This window comes from Ruminococcus sp. 1001136sp1_2201st1_G3_2201SCRN_220225 (assembly GCF_040924365.1).
GTDB lineage: Bacteria > Bacillota > Clostridia > Lachnospirales > Lachnospiraceae > Blautia_A > Blautia_A faecis.
The window spans coordinates 1-21407 of record NZ_JBCOME010000011.1 but is presented as its reverse complement, the minus strand read 5'-3'; the positions used below and the strand labels follow the sequence as shown (position 1 = coordinate 21407).

Below are 21407 nucleotides of genomic sequence, written 5' to 3'. Positions count from 1 at the left end.
CACAATTAAAGGAGAACAACCATGCTGACAGATACAACTAGATCCCCATACGCGAAGGTTCATGCGCTGGACGGGATGAAAGTAAAATGGACAGGCGGTCTTTGGAAGGAACGCTTTGATACCTGTGCGAACAGTACTGTGCCTCAGCTGAAGCATATGTTTGACAGCAAGGATATCAGCCATGTAGTAGAGAACTTTAAAATCTGCGCAGGAGATGCGCAGGGAGATTTTGACGGAACTGTTTTCGGAGACGGAGACTTTTATAAATGGATGGAATCTGCCATTTATACGGCTTATCAGACAGATAACCAGCTTCTGAAGGAAGAAATTGAGAATTATATAGACCTGATCGGAAGAGCACAGCAGCCGGACGGCTATCTTTCCACCAAGCAGATCATTGGAGAAAGAAGCGGGAACGGCGTTTCCAGAATGGGAGATATTAACGATTTCGAGGTATACAACTTTGGACATATGTTTACAGCGGCCTGTGTACATAAAAGAATTACAGGCAAGGACAGCTTTCTTGCAATTGCAGCCAGAACAGCAGATTATCTGGAGCATCTGTATGAAGAGGCAGAACGCACAGGAGAGGTTCAGACTGCAGTTTGCCCTTCCCATTATATGGGACTTGTGGAAATGTATCGTACCACTGGCGAAGAGCGTTATCTGAAGCTTGCGAAACAGGCGATCGCGCTTCGTGACAGCGTAAAGAACGGTTTGGATGACAATCAGGATAAGATTCCGCTGAAGCAGCATGAGAAAATTCTTGGACATGCAGTTCGTGCCAATTATCTCTATGCAGGTGTGGCGGATCTTTGTCTGGAAGAGGAAGATCCGGATTATATTAAGGTTCTCCACAAAGTATGGAGAAGTCTTGTGGATAAAAAGCTTTATATTACCGGCGGATGTGGAGCCTTGTATAATGGCGCTTCTCCCTATGGATACTTTTTTGATCATCAGCTTGTTCATCAGGCATATGGCTATGAATACCAGCTTCCAAATATTACTGCATACAATGAGACCTGTGCATCTCTGGGCGGCGTTTTCTGGGCGTACCGCATGTTCCAGCTGGAGCCAAAGGCAGAGTACTTTGATATTCTGGAACGAATGATGTTAAATACCAACCTGGCTGCACTGAGTCTGGATGGTAAGAGATTCTTCTATGAAAACATGTTAAGACGTGCTAAAAAGCTTGATTATAAGCTGATCTGGCCTCTTACCAGAAGCGAATATATTCTCAGCTACTGCTGTCCTCCAAACCTGGCAAGAACCATTGCACAGTCCAGTGAGTATGCATATCTTACCTCTGATAACAGTGTATGGACTGGTATGTACGGCGCAAGTGAAGCTCAGGTGAAGCTGGAAAATGGAGGAGAATTCACACTGGTGCAGTCCACAGATTATCCGTTCGATGGAGCAATCCGCTTCACTGCAAAAGATGTGAAAGTAAATGCTCCTGTTCATTTAAGACTGCGCGTTCCGGGATGGGCTGCAGGCGGTTTCATTAAGGGTACTGGTGCAGACCGTGAGCTGACAGCAGCTGATGCAGGAACCTATTTGGATATTCTTGTGGAAGATCTGCAAAACATGGATGTACAGCTGAATCTGGATATGAAGATTCGCTATACCGTTGCAAACAATATGGTAGAAGAAACAGTTGGACAGGCTGCAATTGAATGTGGACCTCTGGTATATTGCTGCGAGAGTGCAGATACCCATGCATCGACTCTGGATGATATTTATCTGGATCTGAATGCAGAGTTTACTCCTGTGGAATTTGAAATTCAGGGAAGAAAAATGACTGCTCTTGAAACTGAGGAATATACCATTGACCGTTCTGAATTTGACAGAAATGCACTTTATCAGCCGCTGAAATACCACGGTATGAGCAAAAAGTATGTACGCCTGATCCCATATTACGCATGGGATAACCGTGACTATGGAGAAATGAGGATCTGGTTCCCTGTCGCATATACCGTATAATAAATTGAGTTATCAAAAACTGAGATATGAATGTAAAAAATCCTGCCGCTTATATTTTGAACGAACAGAATGGAGAGTTATAGAAATTATGGAATGTAAAGTAATTCCTTTCCATACCGTTGAGGAGAGAAGCAAAACAGATGCCGACAAAGCAGAAGCGCTTCTTTCCCAGGCAATGGAAGGTTTTCATAAAAAATTAGTAGTGCTGGATGATGACCCTACTGGTGTGCAGACCGTTCATGATGTGTCTGTTTATACTGACTGGGAAGAAGAATCTATCCGCAAGGGCTTTGAGGAAAAAGAAGCTATGTTTTTTATCCTTACCAATTCACGAAGCTTTTCTGTGGAGGAAACTACAAAAGTTCATCAGGATATTGCCACAAGAGTGGCGAAGGTTGCCAGAGAGCTGGGACAGGACTTCATGATCATTTCCCGTGGAGATTCCACACTGAGAGGTCACTATCCGCTGGAAACACAGCTTCTGGCAGATGGCCTGACAAAGAACAAGGGCGCTGGTGTTGATGGTGAGATCATCTGTCCGTTTTTCCCAGAAGGCGGGCGCTATACAATGGATAATATCCATTACGTAAAAGAACAGGACAATCTGGTTCCTGCCGGAATGACAGAGTTTGCAAAGGACAAGACCTTCGGCTACAAATCCTCCGACCTTACAGAATACGTAGAGGAAAAAACAGAAGGAAAATACCATAAAGAGGACTGTATCACCATTTCTCTGGACGAACTGAATGCTCTGGATGTGCAGGGGGTCAAGGTGAAGCTTATGACTGCAAAAGACATGGCGAAGATTATTGTGAATGCAGTATCTTACGCTGATCTGAAGGTTTTCTGTGCAGCATTGGTGCTTGCCATGAAAGAGGGAAAACATTACATGGCAAGAACAGCAGCAGCTTTTACCAAGGTAATGGGAAGGATTTCGGATCAGCCCCTTCTTGGAAGAGAGCAGCTGGAAGGAGATACAAGGAATGGAGGAATCGTTCTGATCGGTTCCCATGTGAAGAAGACTACAGACCAGCTGAACTGTCTGAAGGAATTGGACGGACAGGTTGATTTTATGGAATTTCAGGTAAACACTGTATTCGAAGAAAATGGTCTGGAGAAAGAAGTAGAGAAAACGGTGAAGGCAGCAGAAGAGAAAATCCTGTCTGGAAGAACCGTTGTAATTTATACAAGCAGACAGCTTCTTGCACCGGAGAATATGACTCCGGAAGAGAAACTGCAGATTTCTGTAAAGATTTCCAACGCAGTGACCAGTATTATCGGAAAACTTTCTGTGAAGCCGAAATTTATCATTGCAAAAGGCGGAATCACTTCATCTGACGTAGGAACCAAAGCTCTTCGCGTAAAGAAAGCCCGTGTTATGGGACAGGTGAAGAAAGGGATCCCGGTATGGATGACAGGAGAAGAAAGCAAATTCCCTGGAATGCCATACATTATTTTTCCGGGAAATGTGGGTGAAGTAAGTACGTTGAAGGAAATTGTAGAGGAATTGATCTGATTGGAGGTTTACATAATGAAAAAAGTAATTATATCTCTGGCACCTGTACAGGCAGGAACCAGTGTGGATGCAGTAAAACTTGCAGAGGATGTAGAGAAAAGCGTAAAACTTGGTGCTGCTATGTGTCACCTTCACTGTCGTAAACCAGACGGAAGCCTTACACCTGACATTTCTTATATGTCTGAGTGCTTTGACGAGATTCTGAAACGGACAGATGTGGTAGTTCAGGCGTCTACAGGCGGTGTTTCAGATATGAATATCCAGGATCGCTGCAATCCGCTTGACTACCCGAAGGTAGAGAGTGCGTCTCTTAACGGCGGAAGCACAAATCTTGGTGAGGCAGTATATATCAATTCCTTTGATGATATCCGTTATTGTGCAGATGCAGTTTATAAAAGAGGAATCCTTCCGGAAACAGAAGTTTTTGATATTGGAATGCTACATAACATGGCAGTAGTGAAATCTGAGCAGCCATTTGCAGATCCAATGCTGTTCAATCTGGTATTTGGTCACAAAGGCGGCATGCAGCCTACACCAGAAATGCTGGCAGCTTTCCGTTCCTTTGTTCCATCTGATGCACTTTGGGGTGTTACCCATTTTGGCCGTGATAACTGGACATTTCTGGCTGCAGCCATCGCTATGGGAGCAACGGTAGTACGTGTTGGTTTTGAAGACAGCTACTATCTGGCTGATGGTGTAGATGCCGAGTACAACTGGCAGGTGGTTGAGAAACTGGTAAATCTGATACGCGCTATGGGTCTGGAGCCAGCTACTCCGGATGAGGCAAGACAGATTTTGAATTTGAGAAAACGTTGAAAGGGGGAAAGAAAATGCTTGCGATTAAAAAAATATATATGGATTATGAAACAGCCCCGGTTGGTGTTTCCCACATGCCCCAGTTTGCATGGGAGCTTGTAAGCGATAAGAAAAATGTAAAACAGAAATCCTACGAACTTCAGATTGCAAAAGACGCTGATTTTACAGATCTGATCTATAACAGCGGAAAAACAGAGTCTGAGGAATCTGCACATGTTTATGCAGAAGGTGCTTCACTGGAGAGCGGCAAGCGCTATTTTGTCCGCGCAAAAGCCAGTGATGGTCAGGAAGAAACGGACTGGAGCGAAACCGCATCTTTTGTAACTGCCCTTGCAGGAAAAAATGGTGAGTGGGAGGAAGGCGCACCAGCATGGAAAGCTCCTTTTGTATCCGCCGAAACTGACGATTCCTATAAGAACGTTTCCAAAGGAACCTATGTAAGAGGAACCTTTGAAATCAAAAAAGATATAAAAGAAGCCTATGCCTTTACTACAGCCCTTGGCCTGTATCAGTTTTACCTGAATGGCAAAAAAGTTGGTGAGGACGAGATGACACCGGGCTGGACATCCTATAGAAGACATCTCCTCTATCAGACCTATGATGTAACGGAATATCTGCAGAAGGGCATTAACGGTGCTGGAGCAATGCTGGCTCCAGGCTGGTATAAAGGTGTTATGGGGCTGACAAAAGCCCGTAACAACTATGGTGATCAGACGGCTTTTACTATGGAACTTCTGATTCGCTACACCGATGGAACAACAGAATCTGTTTATACGGATCCATCATGGAAAGGCTGCGATTCACCGGTGGTATTTGCAGAAATCTATGATGGTGAGACTTATGATGCAGCCCTTGAGATTCCGGACTGGTCAAAGGCAGAAACCACAAAAGGCGACTGGAAGCCGGTTCAGCTTGTATTCTTTGATACACAGGTTATGCGCGCGCAGTACGCTGCGAAGGTTCGTGTAATGGATCGTATTCCAGCGAAACGTATTTTCAAAACACCGGCAGGAGATACAGTTATTGATTTTGCCCAGAATATGGCAGGACGAATTGAAGTAACTGCAGCCGGAAAACCAGGCGATGTGATCGAACTTCACTGCTTCGAAGTTCTGGACAAAGATGGAAATGTATATCTGGACAATCTTCGTGCAGCCAAAGCAACGATGAAATATACTTTTGCAAGGGAAGAGACAGTTACCTGGCATCCGACTTTCACTTACATGGGATTTCAGTATGCGCTGATTGTTTCCTATCCAGGCGAGCCGAAAGCTGAGAATTTCACAGCCTGCACCCTTCACTCCAACATGGCTTCAAACGGAAGTCTGGAGTGTTCGAATCCGCTGCTGAACCAGCTGCATCACAATTTCCTGTGGGGGCTGAAGAGTAATTTCCTTGATGTACCTACAGACTGCCCGCAGCGTGATGAGCGTCTGGGATGGACTGGAGATGCGCAGATCTTCTGCCGTACCGCCACTTATCTGATGAATACATATACGTTCTATAAGAAATGGCTCCATGATCTGGAGGTTGATCAGACACCAGAGGGCGGTGTACCGCATGTTGTTCCGAACATTGAGGAAGGCCGTACAGATGGAAACTGGCTTCTCCGCCAGGGACCTCATTCCGCAGCAGCCTGGGCTGATGCAGCCATCATCAATCCATGGACCATGTATCTGATGTATGGTGATAAAGATATTCTGAAAAAACAGTACAACAGTATGAAGGGATGGATTGACTTCATGCGTGCCCATGCTGTTGATTATATCTGGAACTACAAGCTGCAGTTTGGTGACTGGGTTGCTCTTGATGCAGAGGAGGGCAGCTATTTCGGTGCAACACCAAATGACCTGACCTGTACTGCCTATTATGCATACTCTACCGGACTTTTTGTCCAGATGGCGAAAGCCCTTGGAAAAGAGGATGTGGCAGCAGAGTATGAGGAGCTTTATCATAAGATCGTAAAGAAATTCCAGGAGACCTTCTTCGACGCAGAAGGAAATATGACAGCACAGACACAGACCGCACATATTGTGGCGCTGTATTTCCAGCTGACTCCTGAAAAATATATCACAAAAACGGTAGAAGGTCTGAAGCGCCTTCTGGACAAAGAAAACGGACATCTGGTTACCGGATTTGTGGGAACTCCGTATTTCTGCCATGCCCTCAGCCAGAACCACGCTCTGAAGGAAGCCTATGACCTGCTTCTGAAGGAAGACTTCCCATCCTGGCTGTATCAGGTGAAAAAAGGTGCCACCACGATCTGGGAGCACTGGGATGGCATGAAGGATGACGGAAGCATGTGGAGTGCAGATATGAACTCCTTTAACCATTATGCTTATGGTGCTATTGGTGAGTGGATGTACCGTGCAATGGCCGGAATTGAAGCTGATCCGGAACATCCGGGCTTTAAACATGCGATACTCTATCCGCGAATTGGTGGAAATCTGAAGTACACTGCCGGAAAATATCATAGCATTTATGGTGATGTTGGTGTAAAATGGGAAGTCCAGGGGAAACAGATTACTTTAACTGTTCAGATTCCGGTAAATACAACAGCAGAGATCCGTCTGGATCAGGCGAAAGCTGTTCTGGAAAGCGATGGACTGACATTTACCAGGGAAGCAGACTATATGGCTGCTGAAGCGGGAAGCGGTACATACCATATCGCATTTGAACAGTAATCATAACGCAGAATGCGAAAGGGTGATGAGAATATGGAAAAGAAAAAAGAACCTTCAGGAATACAGAAAGCGTGGAGACAGCTGAGTATTCAGAATCAGATTTTTTTATCCATGTTTCTTATCACCCTTTTGGGTGTGGGCGTTTTGATGAATATTGTATACAAAACCTCTATTGATGCGATTGAACAGAATTACAGGGCATCTTATCAGTCTACGCTGAAGAATTCCAGCCGCGTTATGGATATGAATCTGAAGAACATTGTAGACGTAGGCCGAAATTTTCTGAATGATGAAGCTCTTCAGCAGATTCTGGAAAAAGGCAATGAATACGGAGGAAGCAAGTTTACATCCACAGACCGTGTGAAGCTTCGTGTGATTGCAAATGAAATGGCAAGTCAGCAGGTGTGGGTGAATTATATAGTATTTACGGATCTTTATGGTCATGTGTATCAGCTGAACAATGTGAACCAGGGTACTTATGATTTCTATAATTATTATAGTGATAAGGATATTCTGGAAGAAAGCTGGGTGAAACAGGCAAAGTCCGCGCGGGGAAAGGAAATTTTTTTCCGTGACAGTATTTTAAAAGCAGGAACAAAGAAAGGATTTTCTTATGCGAAATATATGATCAATCCCTCTGACGGACAGGGAATGGGCTATATGGTGGTCGGACTGAGCCAGAAGCTGTTGGGAAAATCCTTTGTCATGGGCAATGAAAGCTTTGATTCCAGTAATTTTATGGTTGTAGATGAGGATGATCAGCTGGTTTATTTTGTGGGAAATGAGGAAAGGGAGAATGCAATTATGCAATCCTATTCTAATCCGGGAGAGAACCATCTGTATCTGTTTTCTTCTGTCACCAATTCTACTACAGGCTGGCATATTGTAAACGTAGTGGAGAAAAATGAGATCAGTGAAGAGAGTAAAAATATCCGTCTGACCTCGTTTCTGGTAGCAGGCTGTGTTCTTGTAGTGGGTTTTCTCATGGCACGAATCATTTCCAGAACCATCAGCCATCCCCTGAAGCAGCTGGAAAATACCATTGCACAGGTTGGGGAAGGAGAGCGTCACATTACAGAAGAGTTTGACTACAGTGAGGTTGGCCGGATCGGACAGAAATTCAAGGAAATGGTCAATACGAATCTGGAGCTTTCCGAGCATCTTATGGCGGTGAAGCTGAATGAACGGGAAGCAGAGCTGCTTTTGCTTCAGTCCCAGATCAATCCCCATTTTCTTTATAATACACTGGATTCTTTGTACTTTGTTGCAATCATGCATGGGGATGACCAGATGGCAGAAATGGTAGAGGCACTTTCAGATAACTTTAAGCTGGCGCTGAATAATGGAAGCAAATATATTAAAGTTGTGGATTCTGTGAAATGGATGCAGGGCTATATGAAGCTTCAGAATATGCGCTATAATAATCGTTTTGAACTGTTCGTGGATATCAGCAGGGAAATTCTTCAGCGTGAAACGATTACCTTTATTTTTCAGCCATTTATTGAAAATGCTATGTATCACGGTCTGGAGCCGAAGATTGGAAAAGGAAAGATTTCCCTTCGCGGCTGGCAGGAGCAGAATAATATGATTTTCACTATTGAAGATGATGGTGTGGGAATTGACGATATGTCCAGACTGGAGAACGGTTATGGAGTGCGCAATGTAATAGAGCGTATAAAGTTGAATTATGGGGAAAAATACGGTGTAACATTTGAGAGCAGCCCAGGCAATGGAACGAAGGTAACGATTGTGGTTCCAGTAAGATAAGGGATAGGGAAATGCAGATACAAGGAGGATTTTCATGTATCGCTTAGTGGTAATTGATGATGAATATATAGTTGTGCAGGGAATTAAGGCTTTAATTTCCCGCCTGAAGCTGGATTATGAGGTAGTAGGGGCTGCTTATGACGGAATCCAGGGACTGGAAGTGATCCGAAGTGAGAAACCGGATGTAGTAATTACGGATATCCGAATTCCGGGGCTGGATGGTCTGTCTGTGATCGAGGCAGCGAAAGAAGAATGTCCGGATACATATTTTATTGTGATCAGCGGCTATTCTGAATTTGTGTATGCGCAGAGGGCGCTTACTCTTGGAGTAAAAGACTATATTGATAAGCCGGTTACAGCAGATAAACTGAAAAATGCCCTTACCAGAATTGAAGATGAATGGGCGAAGACCCGTCATGAGGATAATCGTAAAGCACAGGCTAATCGTGAGAAATTTCTGGAATTGGAAAGAATTTTTGAGAGCAGTGTAAAATGTATTACAGACTGTGATGCTGCAGCATTTCGGGAAGAATGCAGGCGGGCAATCAGATGCCTGCAGGAACTTTACCCGGAGCTGCAGGATTTTCGCAGGGAATTTTACAAGCATCTCTGTGTGCTCAGCGATGTACTGATCGAAAGCCAGAAGCAGGTGGAACGAAGTTCACTTGTCTCTTTTCAGGAGATGGAAAAATGTCAGAGCATAGAAGCAGTACAGGCCTATGGGGAAAGCGTTCTGTCTGATATCAGCAAGCATCTGACTGCGGACCAGACCGGAAGCAAACACAGAGTTATCCTGGAGCTTCTTACTTATCTGGACGAGCATTATGATCAGGATATCGGGCTGAGTGAGCTTGCAGACAGAGCCGGAATGAGCACGGCGTACTTAAGTGTTCTTTTTAAAACAGAGGTTGGTACATCTTATGTGAAATATCTGACGGATCTTCGCATAAAAAAGGCGAAGAAGCTGCTGCAGGATGGATATAAGGTGAATGAAGTCAGTGAAATGGTGGGATATAATAATTACAGATATTTCTGCGATATTTTTAAAAAACACGAGGGCATGACTCCCAATGAGTACAAGGGAAACGTGTGGAAAGCAGAATGATAAAAATAGGATTTGCAAAAATGCACATATTCGAATTGCTGAATATGTGCATTTTATATATTTAGCACAATTGAATACCTGAATAAGCAGAATTTTTTATAAAAAACAGTCTAAAAAAACTGTACATTACCAAAAAAATTAGGCACTGGTAAAAAAACAGAACAATGGTATTATATAACCATAAGATATTTCCCGGGGATACAAAGAAACAAATTAAACGTGACCGAAAAGTAAATGGCTATCAAGAGTAACTCATAACAAAATTCAATAATTTTGAAAATTCTGGAGGAATTTATAATGAAAAAGAGAGCATTAGCTATTTTAATGGCAGCATTAACAGCAAGCACCATGTTTGCAGTTCCTACATTTGCAGCAGACTACTCAGGAGAGGATCCACAGCTTGAGAAAAACGTCAAAATCCTTACTATCTGGGCAGAAGATAATGACAATGGTATGCTGTTAAACAAAATCTGCGAAGACTATCAGAAAAATGTAAACCCGAATTTCACATGGGAATATGAGATGGTTGCTTCTGACAACCTTCAGCAGAAAATTGCTACACTTGCAGCATCCAACGATCTTCCGGATCTGTTCGCTTACGAAGCAGGTGCTCCGCTCAGCGTTCTCATCGATTCCGGAAAGGTTAAAAATATTACAGAAGCTGTTGACGAGATCGGAACAGCAGATTATTTAAACAGCGGTGCTGTTGAGCTTCTGAAAGGATTATCCGGAACAGATGATCTTTATGATCTTCCTCTTGGACTGAACGTAGAAGGCTTCTGGTACAACAAAGCCCTGTTCGAGCAGGCAGGATGCGAAGTTCCTACTACATGGGATGAGTTTGAAGAGGTTCTTCAGAAACTTTCCGATGCAGGTATCCAGCCTCTTACAACCGGCGGATCTGACAAATGGGGCGCAACCCGTCTGATTAATGCATACGCAGTAAGAACCGCAGGAAACGACATTATGACAAAAGCAGCTGACGGCGAAGTTCCTTATACAGATGAGAAGCTTGTTGCAGCAGCTGATAAGATTGCAGAGTGGGCAGAGAAAGGATACTTCGGAGAAGGTATCACAACAGTTGATATGAACACAGCTGGTTCCATGCTGATGAGTGGAAAAGCAGCCATCTTCTACAATGGTTCCTGGTTTACACAGAACCTGACAGATGATGCACAGAACCCGGCAGGCGAGGACGGAATCGGATTCTTCAACATCCCGGTTGCAGATGAGTCCATCAGCTCCGCTACTTCTTACTCTATGAACTGTGGTAACATTCTTGCACTTGACAATGACAAATATGATGAAGCTACAGGCTGGTTCCTGAAATACTTCATGGAGAACATCGGAAACGTAGCTATGGAAGAGCAGGGAACTGTTAAAGGTTACACATATGATGTTACAGCAGATGATATGGATAACTACACCAAGCTTGTTCTTGACGAGATTGACAAATCCACAGAGGGATTTGCATGGTGGGAAGCAAAAATGCCTAGCGAAATCTCCAAGACAGCTCAGGAAAATGTACAGCCTCTGCTGAATGGCGAAATGACCGGCGAAGAATATATGCAGTCCATCCAGGATGTATATGACATGCAGTAAGTAATAGCTTTGGCAATATAAGCTTTGAATTTCAAATGGGAGTGTTTGCCAGCAGACACTCCCATTTTTATGTTAAAAGGCAGGGCGTTAGATGCGGGAGCGCCAAAGGCGCAGAGTATCTGACTTTCGTATTGAAAACAGAAAGGAAGGAATTTTATGAACAAGGTATTAGGTAATAAGAAAGCGATATCCCTTTTCGTAGTTCCGGCATTAATTGTTTACACCATCATCGTAATGGTACCGGTTATCTGGTCGTTGTATTATTCATTTTTCAGCGGCAGTCCGGGACTTCAGTGGGAATTTGCCGGATTTGACAATTATGCAAGACTTTTCAGAGACAAGAACTTCTTAAATGCATTAACAGTAAACTGTAAATATGTATTAGTAGTAACCGTTGGCCAGGTTGGAATGGGACTTTTACTTTCCCTGATGTTTAAATTCTGGCTGAGAAGATGCAAAACCATCGTAAGAACTCTGGTTTTCTTCCCGGTAGTACTTCCTACTGTTGCAGTAGGCCAGCTGTTTGCAAAGATCTATGAGATCCAGCCAAACTATGGTCTGTTAAACTCATTGCTTGACTCTCTTGGTTTTACAAACCTTGTTCAGCCATGGATCGGCCAGTCCAGCACAGCTCTCTGGGCGTTATGTGTAATGGATATCTGGGTTGCCATGGGCTTCTATTCTGTAATTTTTTATGGTGCACTTCTTGATATCTCTGATGATATTCTGGAAGCAGCCAGAATCGACGGCTGCGGCGGATGGCAGTTATTCAAAAACATCCTTCTTCCGCTTCTTCGTCCAATGGTGATTACCAGTCTTGTATTCAGTTTCTCCGGAACTGTAAAGATGTTCGAGTCTGCTATGGCTCTTACCAAGGGTGGTCCTGGAAGCGCAACAAAATCACTTTCCATGTATATGTATGATGTTGCATTTACCTACAATAAGGTTGGTTACGCCAGCGTTATCGCCATCGTGATCTTCCTGATCTGTGTAGTTGGATCTCTTGTTATCAACAAATTTGATGTGAAAGACTGAAAGGAGGAAATATTATGAAAAAAGTAAAAGCAGCTTTTCGAGGAATTGTAATTTTCCTTCTTTGCGTAATTGAGATCTATCCGTTATTCTGGATGCTTACTGCATCCTTCAAGAAACAGGCTGAGTGGAGTGAGAAGCCAGCTTATGCGTTAAATGATGGCTTTTATTTCCAGAACTATTCTGATGCATGGACAAGGGGACATATGTCCACCTTCTTTAAGAACAGTTTGATCACTACATTAGTAGCACTTGTATTTATTGTATTTTTCTCAGTAACTGTAGGATTTGCTGTAACAAAGATGAAATGGAAATTCAGAAATGCAGTTGCACAGTATTTCCGTTTCGGTATCATGATTCCGGTAGCAATTGCTTTGATCCCGCTGTTCCAGATTTACAGCAGATCAAACCTGTTAAATACCAGAATATGTCTGATCATTACGTACATAGCATTTGGTCTGTCGCTGTCCATTTATCTGGTTCAGGGATATCTTCGTTCCTTCCCGGATGATATTATGGAGGCAGCCGTTATTGATGGCTGTGGTATTTACAGACTGATGTGGCATATTGTAACACCACTTATGAAGAACTCTATTGTAACCGTGCTGGTTCTTCAGTTCTTCTTTAAATGGAACGACCTTCTGTTTTCCATGACATTCATTAGTGATTCTGCGCTGAAGACTGTTCAGACAGGACTTCTGTACTTCTCTGATGAGTTTGGATCCAAGAACTGGGGTGCAATTTTCGCTTCTGTATCCATGAGTGTATTCCCGCTTCTGATTCTGTACATGGCACTGAATAAGAAACTGATGGAAGGTATGACAGCCGGAGCTGTAAAGGGTTGATTTTATGGAAGATAAAAGGACAGAGCAGTATAGACAGGAATTAAAAGAATTTGTAATGTCTCATACGGAGGATGTGCTTAAGAATCCGCGAAGCTTTATCCGTTACCCGTTTATTGATCCGGGCTCTGTTTACGATGGAAATGTATGGGACTGGGATACCTACTGGTCCGTATATGGCTTTCTGAATTTGGCGGATTCCTACCAGGATCCGTCTGTGAAGCCAAGAATTATAGAGCATGCAAAGGGAAATATCCGCAATTTCTTCGACCATCAGCTGGAGGATGGATATATTCCCATGATGATCGAGGTGGCAGACTGGCCGGAGCCTTATCTGAATATGAGGCATAAGGAAGGCAAGATTATGAATATGCATAAGCCCTTTCTTTGCAGTCAGATGTGCCTGATCAGTGATTATACTGGTGACTATGCCTGGACGGAAGAATTTCTTTCAGGCGTGGCGAAGTATTTTGAATGTTATGATCACTATTATTTCCATGAAAACAGCGGACTGTATGTATGGCAGGATGATATTATGATTGGTATGGACAATGACCCGGCTACTTTTGGCCGTCCGCCATTTTCCACTGCCAATATTTATCTGAACAGCTTTATGTGTGTAGAACTGGAAGCTGGTGCCAGATTATACAGACAGTTTGGCAAGGAGGAAGCGGCAAAGAGACTTCTGGATAAGCGCGAGGCACTGATCGGTGCTATTCAGCAGGAATGCTGGGACAAACGTGATCATTTCTTCTATTCAGTTGATGTGGATATTAAGACAAGGAAATACGACTGGTTCCACCAGGGACTGGGAGTCTTCTGGAAGACATTGCCCATCAAAGTACGTGTATGGTCTGGCTTTATTCCCATGTATGCAGGAATTGCCACAAAAGAGCAGGCGGCAGATATGGTGAAACATATTTTTGATCCCGATACCTTTGGTTCTGACTTTGGTCTGACCACGCTTTCAAAGGATGAAAAAATGTTTGACCTGTCTGTTACCAATAATCCGTCCAACTGGCTTGGCCCGATCTGGCTGGTTGCAAACTATGTGGTATTCCGCGGACTTTTGAACTACGGATACCGCATGGAGGCGGAAATTATGTATAAGCGCACCATGCACCTTCTGGGAGAGGACCTGGAGAAAACAGGATGTCTTCATGAGTATTACAATCCATTTAATGGAGAACCGGTTATGAATGGTGGCTTTATTAACTGGAATATACTGGCATTGAATATGGCAGATGAGCTGGAAGGAAAGAAACCAATGTGTCTGCCAGAATTGCTGGAAAAACAGGCAGAAAAGCAATCGTTATAATAAGATTTTTCTGCTGTGAGGTAAGTAAATACAGGAAAAGGATTGCAGAATACGTGGAATTTTGCAGTCCTTTTTTGGTTTGACCGGTAAAAAACATCTTTCTGAAACAAAGTGTGTACAAAAAAATTTAAATAGCTTATACTTAGAATGTGTTTTAAGTTTATTTTGTAAAATGAAACAGATAAAGGAGCAAAAACATGATTCAGAACCCGATTCTTCCGGGATTTTGCCCGGATCCGAGTATCATACGTGTTGGAGAAGATTATTATATTGCAAATTCAAGCTTTGAATGGTGGCCAGGTGTAAAAATCTATCATTCTAAAGATCTGAAGCATTATGAACAACTGCCATCGCCGCTGAACCGAATGAGCCAGCTTAATATGGTTGGTGAGGGTGATTCCTGTGGCGTATGGGCGCCGGATATTTCCTGGGATGGGGAATACTTCTGGCTGATTTATACGGACGTAAAAACCCGTACCGGAGGACTTTTTAACACCCATAATTACCTTGTGAAATCTAAGGACATCCGTGGCGGCTGGTCTGAGCCGGTTTATCTGAACAGCTCAGGTTTTGACCCATCTGTATTTCATGATACAGATGGCAAAATGTATATTGTGAATATGATCAACAATTTCAAGGGAATTCTGGTGCAGCAGTATGATCCTGAGAAGGAATGCCTGGTAGGAGAGGCGAAAAATGTCTTCCCGGGAACCGGACGCGGCTATACAGAAGGTCCACATATTTACCATATTGGAGAATATTATTATCTGCTGATGGCAGAAGGTGGAACCGGATATGAGCATATGGTAACTATGGCGAGATCCCGTTCCATCTGGGGACCATACGAGGAAGATCCAGGCAATCCGGTACTTACCTCTGATGTGGATAATCCAGAGAAACTGCAGAAATGCGGACATGCAGATCTTGTATGCACTCAAAACGGGGAGTGGTACATGGTACATCTTTGCGGCAGACCGCCGAAGGGCAGCAGACAGTGCGTGCTTGGCCGCGAAACCGCAATTCAGAAGATGGTATGGAACGAAGAGGGCTGGCTAAGATTGGCCTGCGGTGGAAGATTTGGACAGTGGGAGACAGAAGAGCCAACTGGAATTCAGGAGTATCTTTTCCCGGAGGAAGAGGGGAAAGATTATGGAAAAGAAGACTTTGATTTAGAAATTGCAGACAGTGCTGGAAATAATGAAACTGCAAAGAATGCGGACATTGCTGAAACTCTTTCGAAAACAAAAGAGTATCTGAATGAGAAGAATGCTGTGGACGAAGAATGTAATAAAAAGTTAAGTATGCCAGTGAAGAAGACCTCTGCGCTCTTAGATGTGCGTTATACTTCCCTGCGCCAGCCCTATGACAGCTACACCAGCCTGACAGAACGCCCCGGCTATCTCCGCCTCTATGGTCAGGAATCCCTGAATTCCTGCTATAACGTAAGTCTTGTGGCACGGAGGCAGCAGGAGCGCCATGTTCAGGTGGAAACCTGTGTGGAGTTTACTCCGACCTGCAGAGAACAAATGGCAGGACTTGCCTATATGTATGACACTGGCAATTTCTACCTTCTGGTAAAGACCAGAGAGGAAGAGTTTGGCTCCCAGACACTTGATTTGAAAAAGTCTGCAAGGCTGCGCCTGATAAAGAGCGATCACTTTGATGTAGAAGATGTGATTCCGGCAATCTCCATCCCGGAAGAAGGCCCTGTATACCTGCGCGTAATCACCACCCAGGAAGGACTTTACGCAAAATTCTTCTACTCCCTGGATGGAAAAGACTATCAGGAACTGGCTGAAGTCCCCACCAACATCCTCACCGATGAGCAAAGCGATGGATTCACCGGCGCTCACTTCGGAATGTACTGTCACGATATGACAGGGGGGAGACGGTATGCGGATTTTGATTATTTTGAGATTGTCAAAACGCGTAAAGAACAATAGAAAAGGCATTTAGCCACTTTTTCAAACACGCTCTGGAGAGATTAAAAATTCATACATTTTCTTAATAAAGTAACGTTGCAAACCCCATGTTTTCTGACGTATTATGATAGTAGAAAGCATGGGGGATTTTTATTTATACGGGCAGTAAATCAAAGTCTGCATCCTCATAAAATGTCAGATGTGGCAGTGATATCGAGACAAATCCGCAGCGCGTATTTGGAGTTTTGAAAGAGAGATATATAAAATATAAGAGATCTAAAATGGAGAAGGAGACAAAAAAAATGAAATTAAATTATGCAAAAACAATAGAAAAATGGGGCGTCTTTGAAGTGACCGTAAGCGGTCCCAAGGAGGGGAATCCATTTTGTGACCAGTGGATTAAAGGTACTTTTTGTTGTAAAAATGAGAAGAAAACGGTAGATGGGTTTTATGATGGAGATGGTACTTATAGAGTAAGATTTATGCCGTCTTTTACAGACGAGTATACCTTTGAAATTGAGGCTTCCTTTGATATTAACGCGGGGGAAGAAGTGCCGGATGAAGAAGCGCCTGAACATAAGCTAGGAACTGCTGATGGTGGGAAGGCAGCAGAAAAATGTGCTGTCAGAAATATACTGACCGGAAGTTTTACTGTAACTTCTCCTTCAGCAGACAACCATGGTCCGGTTCGTGTTGCAGGTACCTATTATCTTGCCTATGAGGATGGAACACCCTATCACTGCATTGGAACTACATGTTATGTATGGAATCTGCAGAACGAAGAATTGCAGAAGCAGACACTGAAAACTCTGGAAGAAAATGCTTTTAATAAGATCCGCTTCTGTATTTTTCCCAAGCACTATGACTACAACCTTCATGAGCCAATTACCTATCCTTATGAGGGAACACCCTGCGACAGCTCTGTGTTAAATGAGAATAATTTCGCGGAATATAATGGCTGTGCTCCGGGCAATGACTGGGACTTTACCAGATTCAATCCAGCCCATTTCCAGCATATTGAAAAGTGTATTCAGGCACTTATGAATCTGGGAATTGAGGCTGATCTGATTGTTATGCATCCATACGACAGATGGGGATTCTCCATGATGAAAGCAGAGGATGATGACCGTTACTGGAAGTATGTGCTGGCACGTTTTTCCGCATACCGAAATGTATGGTGGTCCCTGGCTAATGAGTATGATCTGATGCATGAGAAGACTCTTTCTGATTGGGAAAGATATGCCGGCATTATCTGTGAGAAGGATCCTTACCATCATCTCAGATCCATTCATAACTGTAAGGCATATTACGATTATAACCTGCCTTGGATTACCCACTGCAGCATCCAGAGAACAGAGACATACCGTTCCTCCGAGCTGGTAAATGAGTGGCGTGAGAAATATCATAAGCCTGTAATTCTGGATGAAATCTGCTATGAGGGCAACATTCAGTTTGGCTGGGGAAATATCAGCGGTGAGGAAATGACGAGAAGATTCTGGGAGGCATTCTGCCGCGGAGGATATCCGGGACACGGTGAAACATATCTCAGTCAGGATCGTATTCTCTGGTGGTCTCATGGCGGCGTTCTTCACGGAACCTCACCGGAGCGTATCAGATTTCTTGCAAAAATCATGGAAGAAACACCGGGACTTGGTGTGGAACCTATGCCCTGCAAATGGGATGAGGTTGCTTGCCGTGCTGCCGGTTTCCCGGCAAGGAAAGATTATTTTATTTACTATTATTCCTTTATGCGGCCGGGCTTCCGAGACTTCTACTTTGATGATACTACAGAGTATCAGGTGGAAATAATCGATACCTGGGAAATGACTATTACCGATGGTGGAGTTCATAAAGGAAAGTTCCGAGTAAAGCTGCCGGGGAAAGAGTATATGGCGGTGAGATTGCGAGTAGCGAAGTAATAACCATATTCATACAAAAAGCTCAGTTGTGTATGCAGCTGGGCTTTTTGAGCATAAATATCTTGAATCGTTTTTCAGAATTTGTTATGATTCATAGCAGAATTTAAATGAAATAAACAGAATTATTTTAACGCAAGGGAGGAGATTTTTTGGAAGAAACAAACATCAGTCAGGAGCAAAATCCCCTGGGAGCAGCTCCAGTGGGAGGACTGATATTGAAATTTGCAATTCCGGCAATTATCAGTATGCTGGTCAGTGCAATGTACAATATTGTGGATCAGATTTTCATCGGCCAGGGCGTTGGGATGCTGGGAAATGCTGCTACTAATGTTGCATTTCCTGTAACAACTATTGCAACGGCATTGGCACTGCTTCTGGGAATTGGAGGCGCCTCCAATTATAACCTGGAAATGGGTGCCGGAAGAGAGCAGAGGGCAAGTTCCATAGCAGGAACTGCGCTTTCCACACTGGTGATTACAGGTGCAGTTCTTGCATTGGTAGTGCTTCTGTTTTTACGTCCGCTGCTAGGTCTATTTGGAGCAACAACAGATGTTATGCCTTATGCTGTAGACTACCTTGGAATAACTGCAGTAGGACTTCCGTTCTATGTTTTGTCCATTGGAGGAAATCATATTGTCCGTGCAGACAGAAGCCCAACATATTCTATGACCTGTGTTCTTACAGGTGCGGTTATCAACACAATTCTGGATCCTCTTTTCATTTTTGGATTCGGATGGGGAATCAAGGGGGCTGCCTGGGCAACTGTGATCGGGCAGGTGGTTTCCGGTATTCTTGTGATTATATATTTTGGAAAATTTCGTAAAATGTATCTGGAGATACGCATGTTAAAGCCATCTTCAGAGTGCCTGAAAGCCATTATTTCTCTCGGAATGGCATCCTGTATCAATCAGATTGCCATGGCAATTGTACAGATTGTGATGAATAATATTTTACGTTATTATGGCGGATTATCTGTTTATGGAAGTGATATCCCCATTGCCTGTGTAGGCGTTATTTCAAAAGTAAACCAGGTGTTTATGGCGATTTGTATTGGAATTTCACAGGGTTGTCAGCCAATTTGGGGCTTTAATTATGGGGCGAAAAAATATGACAGGGTAAGGCTTGCATACCGCTATTCTGTGACTGCATGTACTGCGATTGCAACCGTATTTTTCCTTTGTTTCCAGTTATTTCCCCACCAGATTGTAAGCATTTTCGGAACCGGAAGTGACCTTTATTTCCAGTTCGCAGAACGTTATCTGAAGATATTTATGTTTATGACTTTTGCAAATGGAATTCAGCCAATGTCCTCAGGATTTTTTACATCTATCGGAAAAGCAAAGCTTGGAATCGTCATGTCCCTGACCAGACAGGTGCTGTTTCTTATGCCTCTGATCGTTGTTTTCTCATTGATAATGGGAATTGACGGAGTTATGTATGCAGGACCGATCGCAGATGCAGCTGCATTTGCACTGGCAATATTGTTCGCAAGAAGAGAGCTTGGAGCTATGAAGAAATAAAGGTGTTTTACAATGAAAGTCCCGGATAGCAGCCATGAATGAGCCATATTTGCATGAGCAAATTCATGGATATGATCCGAGCTGGAGCGTGTTTAAAATAAAATTGTATCTATCGTATGGAAAACAATATTTCCATGGGAAATTCCAGGGTTTGGTAAAAAGGCGTTTAATAAGAGAAATTTTGGAGAGAAACAGGAACTAAAAAGAGATGACAGGGATATGGCAATGTCACCGGCAGGCGACATATCCGCTTGGTGAACCAAGCTCACAAAAAAGACTGATATAAACAATACTTTACTTCAGGAGGTTGTTGTTGGAGTCCGGTATGTTATATCAGTCTTTTTTTATAAATACAGCCGATTAACCGCTCAGGTCAAATCTGTGTCAGCAATTAATGGCAGGAATGGCTTCCACAGCCATGATCGCCGCAGCTGTGTCCTTCTCCATGATGGTCGTGATGATTACAGTGCACATCAGGATCATAGCCAAGATTTCCTGCAAGCAGTGCGTTTACAGCTTCGTCTGCATTTCCTGAAACTCCGCCGAAAAGACGGATTCCAGCCTGAGCAAGTGCATTCTGGGCGCCGCCGCCAATACCGCCGCAGATCAGGGTATCTACGCCATGTGCGACCAGGAATCCAGCCAGTGCGCCGTGACCGCTTCCATTGGTATCGACTACTTCGGCACTTACAACCTTGTCATCTGCAATGTCATAGATCTTGAATGCTTCTGTGTGTCCAAAGTGCTGAAAAATTTCTCCATTTTCATAAGTAACTGCAATCTTCATAATGATATCTCCTTCATTTTGTAAATTTGATTTAGGAAGTGAACTATTAGATCGGTCAGCGGCTGGCAATTCCTGTGAAAGGTCTAAGCTGGTAAGCAGAGTCTGTTTAGATTCCTTTCGGCAGCAGCATTTCCCGCAGCGCGTATGCTCCCGTCCTTCGCAGAGCCGGTAATTTCCCCCGGCTATGACAAGGCGCTGTCCAAGGACGATACACCGGGCAATTTTTTCCCGGGCAGTTTCATAAATTTCTGTGACAGTTGTCCGGGAAATGTCCATCTGGGCAGCACATTGTTCATGAGTTTTCTTCTCCAGATCTACAAGACGGATGACTTCATATTCATCCAGAGTCAGAGTGACAGAGTCCGACTCTCTGGGACATTCTTCCGGGGAAAAAGTTTCATATTGTGGTGCCTGGCAGATTCTGCGGCATCTGGGCGGTCTGGGCATATATGTCACCTCCCTGTTTTCGACATATGTCGATTATAAACCAGAAGAAGAGAAAATTCAATACTAGAGTGTGTTTGAAAAATCATTCCCGCAATCTGCACGCCCCACTTTGCGGGAGATTTCACCCGAATTCGGTTGCCGTAGCCC

At 43.6% G+C, this 21407-nt stretch carries 15 protein-coding genes; 14 read left to right on the top strand and 1 reads right to left on the bottom strand.

From position 1 onward, the window contains the following. The first annotated feature begins 21 nt into the window (after positions 1-21). From AB5642_RS05545 to AB5642_RS05485, 13 genes are all read left to right on the top strand, one after another. A complete protein-coding gene (locus AB5642_RS05545; protein WP_237925767.1) occupies positions 22-1983 on the top strand; it encodes a glycoside hydrolase family 127 protein in 1962 nt (653 codons plus the stop codon). Between the two features lie 88 nt (positions 1984-2071). Further along, a complete protein-coding gene (locus AB5642_RS05540) occupies positions 2072-3499 on the top strand; it encodes a four-carbon acid sugar kinase family protein (RefSeq protein ID WP_173718631.1) in 1428 nt (475 codons plus the stop codon). A gap of 15 nt (positions 3500-3514) precedes the next feature. After that, complete coding sequence (locus AB5642_RS05535; protein WP_173769397.1) at positions 3515-4315, top strand: 3-keto-5-aminohexanoate cleavage protein; 801 nt, start codon at positions 3515-3517, stop codon at positions 4313-4315. A 14-nt stretch (positions 4316-4329) separates the two neighbouring features. Next, on the top strand, positions 4330-6999 hold the full coding sequence (locus AB5642_RS05530) for an alpha-L-rhamnosidase (protein ID WP_195477162.1): 2670 nt from the start codon (positions 4330-4332) through the stop codon (positions 6997-6999). Between the two features lie 33 nt (positions 7000-7032). Beyond that, positions 7033-8766, top strand: a complete 1734-nt coding sequence (locus AB5642_RS05525; RefSeq protein WP_195392109.1) for a sensor histidine kinase — start codon at positions 7033-7035, stop codon at positions 8764-8766. A 34-nt stretch (positions 8767-8800) separates the two neighbouring features. After that, on the top strand, positions 8801-9871 hold the full coding sequence (locus tag AB5642_RS05520; RefSeq protein WP_195392110.1) for a response regulator: 1071 nt from the start codon (positions 8801-8803) through the stop codon (positions 9869-9871). Between the two features lie 297 nt (positions 9872-10168). Further along, entirely contained in the window at positions 10169-11473 is a 1305-nt protein-coding gene (locus tag AB5642_RS05515; RefSeq protein ID WP_195392111.1) for an ABC transporter substrate-binding protein, read from the top strand. Between the two features lie 156 nt (positions 11474-11629). After that, positions 11630-12508, top strand: coding sequence for a carbohydrate ABC transporter permease (locus AB5642_RS05510; protein WP_173715719.1), 879 nt, complete (start codon positions 11630-11632; stop codon positions 12506-12508). A gap of 14 nt (positions 12509-12522) precedes the next feature. Beyond that, positions 12523-13350, top strand: coding sequence for a carbohydrate ABC transporter permease (locus tag AB5642_RS05505; RefSeq protein WP_195392112.1), 828 nt, complete (start codon positions 12523-12525; stop codon positions 13348-13350). 4 nt (positions 13351-13354) lie between these two features. Then, the gene (locus AB5642_RS05500; protein WP_195392113.1) at positions 13355-14665 is read left to right on the top strand and encodes a trehalase family glycosidase; all 1311 of its coding nucleotides are present in this window, start codon (positions 13355-13357) and stop codon (positions 14663-14665) included. 197 nt (positions 14666-14862) lie between these two features. Continuing rightward, on the top strand, positions 14863-16608 hold the full coding sequence (locus AB5642_RS05495; protein WP_195392114.1) for a glycoside hydrolase family 43 protein: 1746 nt from the start codon (positions 14863-14865) through the stop codon (positions 16606-16608). A 281-nt stretch (positions 16609-16889) separates the two neighbouring features. Next, positions 16890-18506 (top strand): DUF5605 domain-containing protein, encoded by a 1617-nt coding sequence (locus AB5642_RS05490; protein ID WP_195392115.1) that lies wholly within the window; start codon positions 16890-16892, stop codon positions 18504-18506. Positions 18507-18655: 149 nt separating this feature from the next. Continuing rightward, positions 18656-20026, top strand: a complete 1371-nt coding sequence (locus AB5642_RS05485) for an MATE family efflux transporter (protein ID WP_195392116.1) — start codon at positions 18656-18658, stop codon at positions 20024-20026. 391 nt (positions 20027-20417) lie between these two features. Here AB5642_RS05485 and AB5642_RS05480 read toward each other — a convergent pair whose 3' ends face one another. Beyond that, positions 20418-21260, bottom strand: a complete 843-nt coding sequence (locus AB5642_RS05480; protein ID WP_195392117.1) for a NifB/NifX family molybdenum-iron cluster-binding protein — start codon at positions 21258-21260, stop codon at positions 20418-20420. A gap of 2 nt (positions 21261-21262) precedes the next feature. Here AB5642_RS05480 and AB5642_RS05475 point away from each other — a divergent pair. After that, positions 21263-21407: DUF6783 domain-containing protein (locus tag AB5642_RS05475; protein ID WP_368371489.1), on the top strand; the 145-nt coding region annotated here is incomplete at its 3' end.